Origin of the sequence: Paenibacillus sp. V4I5 (assembly GCF_030817255.1) — a bacterium.
Lineage (GTDB): Bacteria > Bacillota > Bacilli > Paenibacillales > NBRC-103111 > Paenibacillus_E.
Map to the genome: position 1 here is coordinate 4616313 of NZ_JAUSZB010000002.1, position 6188 is coordinate 4622500.

5 protein-coding genes (1 of these 5 only partly in view) are annotated in these 6188 nt (G+C 43.1%); all 5 read left to right on the forward strand.

Annotated elements, in window-relative coordinates; translation table 11 throughout:
* Positions 1 to 216: a S4 domain-containing protein YaaA gene (gene yaaA / locus QFZ78_RS23070; protein WP_047684005.1), complete on the forward strand. Its 216-nt coding sequence runs from the start codon at positions 1 to 3 to the stop codon at positions 214 to 216.
* A 28-nt stretch (positions 217 to 244) separates the two neighbouring features.
* Entirely contained in the window at positions 245 to 1363 is a 1119-nt protein-coding gene (gene recF, locus QFZ78_RS23075) for a DNA replication/repair protein RecF (RefSeq protein ID WP_307551010.1), read from the forward strand.
* 5 nt (positions 1364 to 1368) lie between these two features.
* Positions 1369 to 1617, forward strand: coding sequence for an extracellular matrix regulator RemB (gene remB, locus QFZ78_RS23080; protein WP_307551012.1), 249 nt, complete (start codon positions 1369 to 1371; stop codon positions 1615 to 1617).
* Between the two features lie 151 nt (positions 1618 to 1768).
* On the forward strand, positions 1769 to 3685 hold the full coding sequence (gene gyrB / locus QFZ78_RS23085) for a DNA topoisomerase (ATP-hydrolyzing) subunit B (RefSeq protein ID WP_307551014.1): 1917 nt from the start codon (positions 1769 to 1771) through the stop codon (positions 3683 to 3685).
* Positions 3686 to 3731: 46 nt separating this feature from the next.
* Positions 3732 to 6188 carry the 5' portion of a DNA gyrase subunit A gene (gyrA, locus tag QFZ78_RS23090; protein WP_307551016.1) on the forward strand. 36 nt of this gene lie beyond the right edge of the window, so the window shows 2457 of its 2493 coding nt (coding positions 1-2457); its start codon is at positions 3732 to 3734; its stop codon lies off the right edge, out of view.

Sequence of the window (6188 nt, forward strand, 5' to 3'; positions counted from 1 at the left end):
ATGAAACAGATCCCCATAAATACGGACTATATTACACTTGGACAGTTTCTGAAATTATCGGACTGTATATCCACAGGTGGACAAGCCAAATTTTTTGTTGTGGATACAAAAATTGAAGTGAACGGACAAGCAGAAAATCGTAGAGGCCGGAAACTCGTGCCGCAAGATGTGGTAACCGTGGAGGGTTTCGGACAATTCGAAGTCGTTAGCTCCTGATCGGATTAACCCAGGAGGATGGCCACCCATGTTTTTGAACAGACTCGTACTCAGTCATTACAGAAATTACGACCAGATTGAGCTAACAACGGATAGCAATGTGAATATATTCGTTGGACCTAACGCCCAGGGCAAAACTAATTTGTTGGAATCAATCTATGTAATGGCCATGACGAAATCACATCGCACCCATCAGGATAAAGAATTAATTGGCTGGAACGGTGAGCAGACGCAGCTGCATGCGGAAATTCAGAAACGATATGGCAGCTGTAAGCTGGATCTCTCCATTTCAACCAAAGGTAAAAAAGCAAAAATCAATGGCCTCGAACAAAAGAAGCTCAGTAACTTTATCGGTGCTTTGAATGTGGTCATGTTTGCCCCGGAAGACTTGGAGATCGTCAAAGGAACTCCGGGTATTAGAAGGCGTTTCCTCGATATGGAGATTGGCCAAGTACAGCCCTCCTATCTGCATGATTTATCGCAATATCAGAAAATATTGGTGCAGCGGAACAATTATTTAAAACAATCTTTCCCAGGAAAAACCGCGCCAGACGCGATGTTAGACATTTGGAATGAACAATTAGCACAGTATGGTGTTAAAATTATGAAAAAACGTCAAAGCTTTATTAAGAAGCTACAACAATGGGCGGAAACGATCCATAGAGGGATTACGAACGATAGTGAGGATCTTCTTATTCGCTATTCCCCCTCTTTTGACATGACACCGTTTGAAGATGAATCTGTTTTATTAGACCAATTTATGATAAAGTTATCATTGGTTAGAGATCAGGAATTCCGAAGAGGTGTTACGCTAGTGGGCCCTCATCGTGACGATCTTCTTTTTTACATCAACGACAAAGAAGTCCAAACGTATGGATCACAGGGTCAGCAGCGAACAACAGCGTTATCACTTAAGCTTGCAGAAATAGAGCTTATTCATGAGGAAGTTGGCGAGTATCCCCTATTATTGCTGGATGATGTTCTATCCGAGCTTGATGAGTATAGACAGACACAACTGATCCGTACATTTCAGCAGAAAGTCCAAACTTTTATTACAACAACCGGTCTGGAAAGTGTCCATTTGGATCAACTGGATCATGCTTCCGTGTTTCATGTTTTGAAAGGAAATGTAAGCGGCAGGAGCTGAGGAGCATGTTTATTCATTTGGGTGGAGAGAAAATTATTAGGGCATCCGAACTAGTTGCTATTTTCGATATCTCGATAGAGAAATCTTCCAAAATATCGAAACAATTCATACAGCAAGCATTAAAAGATAAAAAAACAGAGCAAATCGGCGAAGAAGATTGCAAATCACTCGTTGTTACGAAGAGTAAAGTGTATTATTCTCCAATTTCCTCTACCACGCTCAAGAAAAGAGCACATCAATTGTTAACGAATTAACCTTTTCTCCCCACATAAGAAAGTATAAGAATTCGGCATTCCGAAAACAGCTTTCTTGTTGGCGAATATACGCCTCTAAAGCGCGGTCGCTCATTTTCGAATGACTACGATAGAGGTTTCTCTCACTATAAAAAAGCAGGTGAAGAATAACATGTCTGTGAATCAAAATGCGTACGATGACAGTCAGATTCAGGTTCTGGAAGGTTTAGAGGCCGTTCGCAAAAGACCGGGTATGTATATTGGTTCAACCAGTGCCCGTGGACTTCATCATCTCGTATGGGAAGTTGTCGATAATAGTATCGATGAGGCTTTGGCCGGCTACTGTACAAAGATTGATGTCATCGTTCATAAGAATAATAGTGTTACCGTTATCGATAATGGCCGTGGGATCCCTGTCGGTGAAAACGCCAAGTTAAAAAGACCGACGCTCGAAGTTGTTCTAACGGTTCTTCATGCCGGTGGTAAGTTCGGAGGAGATGATTCCGGCTATAAAGTATCGGGTGGTCTGCACGGTGTAGGTATCTCTGTTGTAAATGCGTTATCTGAGCTGCTGACAGTTCAAGTTAAGCGTGATGGCAAAATTCATGAACAAGAGTATCGCCGCGGCGCGCCGCAATATGACGTGAAGGTCATTGGTGAAACCGAAGAAACAGGAACACAAGTTACGTTCCAACCGGATCCAGAGATCTTCAAGGAAACGACGGAATATGACTATGATACTCTCCAATCTAGAATTCGCGAGCTCGCTTTCTTGAATAAGGGAATCGAAATTAATTTAATTGATGAGCGTACGGATACGATCAATACACATAGATACGAAGGTGGTATTGTTTCGTTCGTTCAGCATTTAAACCGTAACCGTGAAGTCGTCAATGAGATGCCAATCTATGTGGAAGGTTCTAAAGATAATATCTCCATTGAGATTGCCCTTCAGTACAACGATAGCTATACGGAAAATATTTACTCCTTCGCGAATAACATTAATACACATGAGGGTGGTACTCACGAGTCCGGTTTTAAAAGCGCGCTAACGCGGATCTTGAATGATTATGCCCGTAAAAGTAATTCGTTAAAAGAAAGTGATTCCAACCTATCGGGGGATGATGTGCGCGAAGGTCTTGCTGCCATTATTTCCGTAAAAATTCCAGAGCCTCAATTTGAGGGTCAAACGAAGACCAAACTAGGAAATAGTGAAGTCCGTGGTATTGTAGAATCTCTATTTGCTGAGAAGCTGCAAACATTTATGGAAGAGAACCCAGCGGTTGCGAAGAAGATTCTCGAAAAAGGGATTCAAGCGGCAAGAGCCAGAGAAGCTGCGCGTAAAGCGAGAGAATTAACTCGTCGTAAAAGCGCATTGGAAGTAAGCGCTCTGCCAGGTAAACTAGCAGATTGCTCATCCAAGGATGCTTCTATTAGTGAGATTTACATCGTAGAAGGTGACTCTGCAGGTGGATCAGCTAAGCAAGGACGTGATCGTCACTTCCAAGCAATTCTTCCACTTCGCGGAAAAATTTTGAATGTAGAGAAAGCTAGATTGGATCGTATTCTATCCAATACGGAAATTCGTGCGATGATTACAGCCTTCGGTACAGGGATCAGTGATGATTTCGATATCGCTAAGGCACGTTATCACAAAATTATTATCATGACGGATGCCGACGTTGACGGAGCACACATTCGTACGCTCCTGCTTACTTTCTTCTACAGGTACATGAAAAAATTAATCGAAACCGGTTATGTGTATATTGCACAACCGCCACTTTTCAAGCTCGAAAGAAATAAAACGGTTCGCTATGCGTATAACGAAAAGCAAAGAGAAGCCATCATGCAGGAGTTTGGTGAAGGCGCCAAAGTCAATGTGCAGCGTTACAAAGGACTTGGCGAGATGAATCCAGAACAATTGTGGGAAACGACGATGGATCCGGAAAGCCGTACATTCCTTCAAGTAACGATCGAAGATGCGATTGAAGCAGATACGCTCTTTGATTCATTGATGGGAGATAACGTAGAACCTAGAAGAGATTTCATCGAGGAACATGCGAAGTACGTGAAAAATCTAGATATCTAAACGTCCTAGACGTTGCTAACGATGTAAGCTTTCAGGAGGAACATTCATGAGCGAAGAATTACATTCGCAAGTCAAAGAAATTGACATTTCTACCGAAATGCGTACATCTTTCTTAGACTATGCGATGAGTATCATTGTCAGTCGTGCACTGCCAGATGTAAGAGACGGTCTGAAGCCTGTTCATCGTCGTATCTTGTTTGCGATGTCAGAACTAGGCATGTCTCCAGATAAACCACATAAGAAATCGGCGAGAATCGTTGGCGAAGTTATCGGTAAGTACCATCCGCATGGAGACACTGCGGTATATGAGACGATGGTTCGAATGGCGCAAGATTTCTCACTTCGCTATATGCTGGTAGATGGTCATGGTAACTTTGGATCGATCGACGGTGATATGGCAGCGGCCATGCGTTATACCGAAGCTCGTTTGTCTAAGATCGCGATGGAACTTCTTCGTGATATTAACAGAGAGACAATTGACTATAAACCAAACTATGATGGCGAAGAACATGAACCGGTTGTTCTCCCTTCACGTTTTCCGAACTTGCTTGTGAACGGAAGCTCCGGGATTGCGGTAGGGATGGCTACGAATATTCCTCCTCATAACCTTCGTGAGGTTATCGAAGGCATCCAAATGATGATTGAAAATCCGGATATTACACCTCTTGAATTGATGCAAGCTATCAAGGGACCGGATTTCCCAACAGCTGGCTTTATCCTAGGCCGTGAGGGGATTAGACAAGCCTATCAAACAGGCAGAGGTTCTGTTACGATGCGCGCTAGAACCGTTATTGAAGAAAACAATAATAAAGCTAGAATCATTGTTAACGAGCTGCCTTATCAAGTGAATAAAGCTAGATTAGTTGAGAAAATTGCGGAACTTGTTCGGGAGAAAAAGATTGATGGTATCACGGATCTTCGAGATGAATCCGACCGTAACGGTATGCGCGTTGTCATCGAGCTTCGTCGCGACGTCAATCCGCATGTCGTTCTGAATAACTTGTTTAAACATACGGCCATGCAATCAAACTTCGGTATTATTATGCTCGCACTCGTCAACGGCGAACCAAGAGTTCTAAATCTTCGCGAGATGCTGCATTATTACCTCAAGCATCAGCAAGAAGTCATTCGCCGTAGAACTGAGTTTGATCTGCGCAAAGCGGAAGCGCGCGCGCACATTTTAGAAGGTTTGCGCATCGCACTTGATCACTTGGATCAAGTTATTGCCTTGATTCGTGCTTCCCGTACAACGGAAGAAGCTAGAGAAGGGCTCATGACTACGTTTAATTTGAGCCTCGATCAAGCTCAAGCTATTCTTGACATGCGTTTACAGCGTTTAACTGGCTTAGAACGTGAGAAAATCGAAGCTGAGTATGCCGAACTTATGAAGAAAATCGCAGAACTTAAAGCGATTCTTGCTGATGAGAATCTGATTCTAGCCATCATTAGCGAAGAATTGAATGAAATTAAAGAGAAATTCGGCGATGAGCGACGTTCCGAAATTACGGTTGGTGAGGAAAGCATCGAAGATGAAGACCTCATCCCGCGTGAAGATGTCGTTATCACGATTACGCATACGGGTTACATTAAGCGTCTTCCTGTTACGACGTATCGGAACCAGAAGCGTGGAGGACGTGGCATTGTCGGAATGGATACCAAGGACAATGACTTCGTCGAACACTTATTCGTAACGAATACGCATCATTATCTGATGTTCTTTACGAATAAAGGTAAGGTGTATCGTCTGAAAGCTTATGAGATTCCGGATTTGAGCCGGACGGCTCGTGGAACACCAATCATTAATTTAATCCAGATCGAGCAAGGTGAGACGGTTAATGCGGTGATTCCGGTAGAAAGCTTCGAAACGGAGCAATATTTATTCTTTGCAACGAAGCAAGGTGTTGTGAAGAAAACCCCGATTGACGATTATTCAAACATTCGAAAAGGTGGCTTAATTGCTATTAATTTACGGGAAGATGATGATCTCATTGGTGTTAAACTGACTGATGGTAACCAAGGTATTATTATGGGAACCAAGCTCGGAATGTCCATCCATTTCCCAGAACAAGATGTTCGTTCCATGGGTAGATCTGCTACTGGGGTTAAAGGGATACACCTGGATCCAGAAGATACGGTTATTGATATGGACGTTGTCCATGAAGATAATAGTGTACTCATTGTAACGACCAAAGGCTTTGGTAAGAGAACGCCTGTTTCTGAGTATCGGATCCAGTCACGCGGTGGTAAAGGGATTAAGACCTTGAACGTCACGGATAAGAACGGCCCTATTGTCGGTCTTAAAGTGGTGCAAAATGATGAGGATCTTATGATTATTACAGCATCGGGTACGGTTATTCGTACAAGTATGGACGGGATTTCTATGATGGGTCGTAACACGCAGGGTGTACGCTTAATCAATATTCGTGAAGACGATGAAGTTGGAACCTTAGCTCGCGTGCAGAAAAATGAAGAGCAAGGCGAGAATGAGGAAGACGGCGATTGG

Bases quoted from the DNA above. Each gene is read 5' to 3' on its own strand.
- yaaA (WP_047684005.1), top strand. From the start codon at position 1: ATGAAACAGATCCCCATAAATACGGACTATATTACACTTGGACAGTTT.
- recF (WP_307551010.1), top strand. From the start codon at position 245: ATGTTTTTGAACAGACTCGTACTCAGTCATTACAGAAATTACGACCAG.
- remB (WP_307551012.1), top strand. From the start codon at position 1,369: ATGTTTATTCATTTGGGTGGAGAGAAAATTATTAGGGCATCCGAACTA.
- gyrB (WP_307551014.1), top strand. From the start codon at position 1,769: ATGTCTGTGAATCAAAATGCGTACGATGACAGTCAGATTCAGGTTCTG.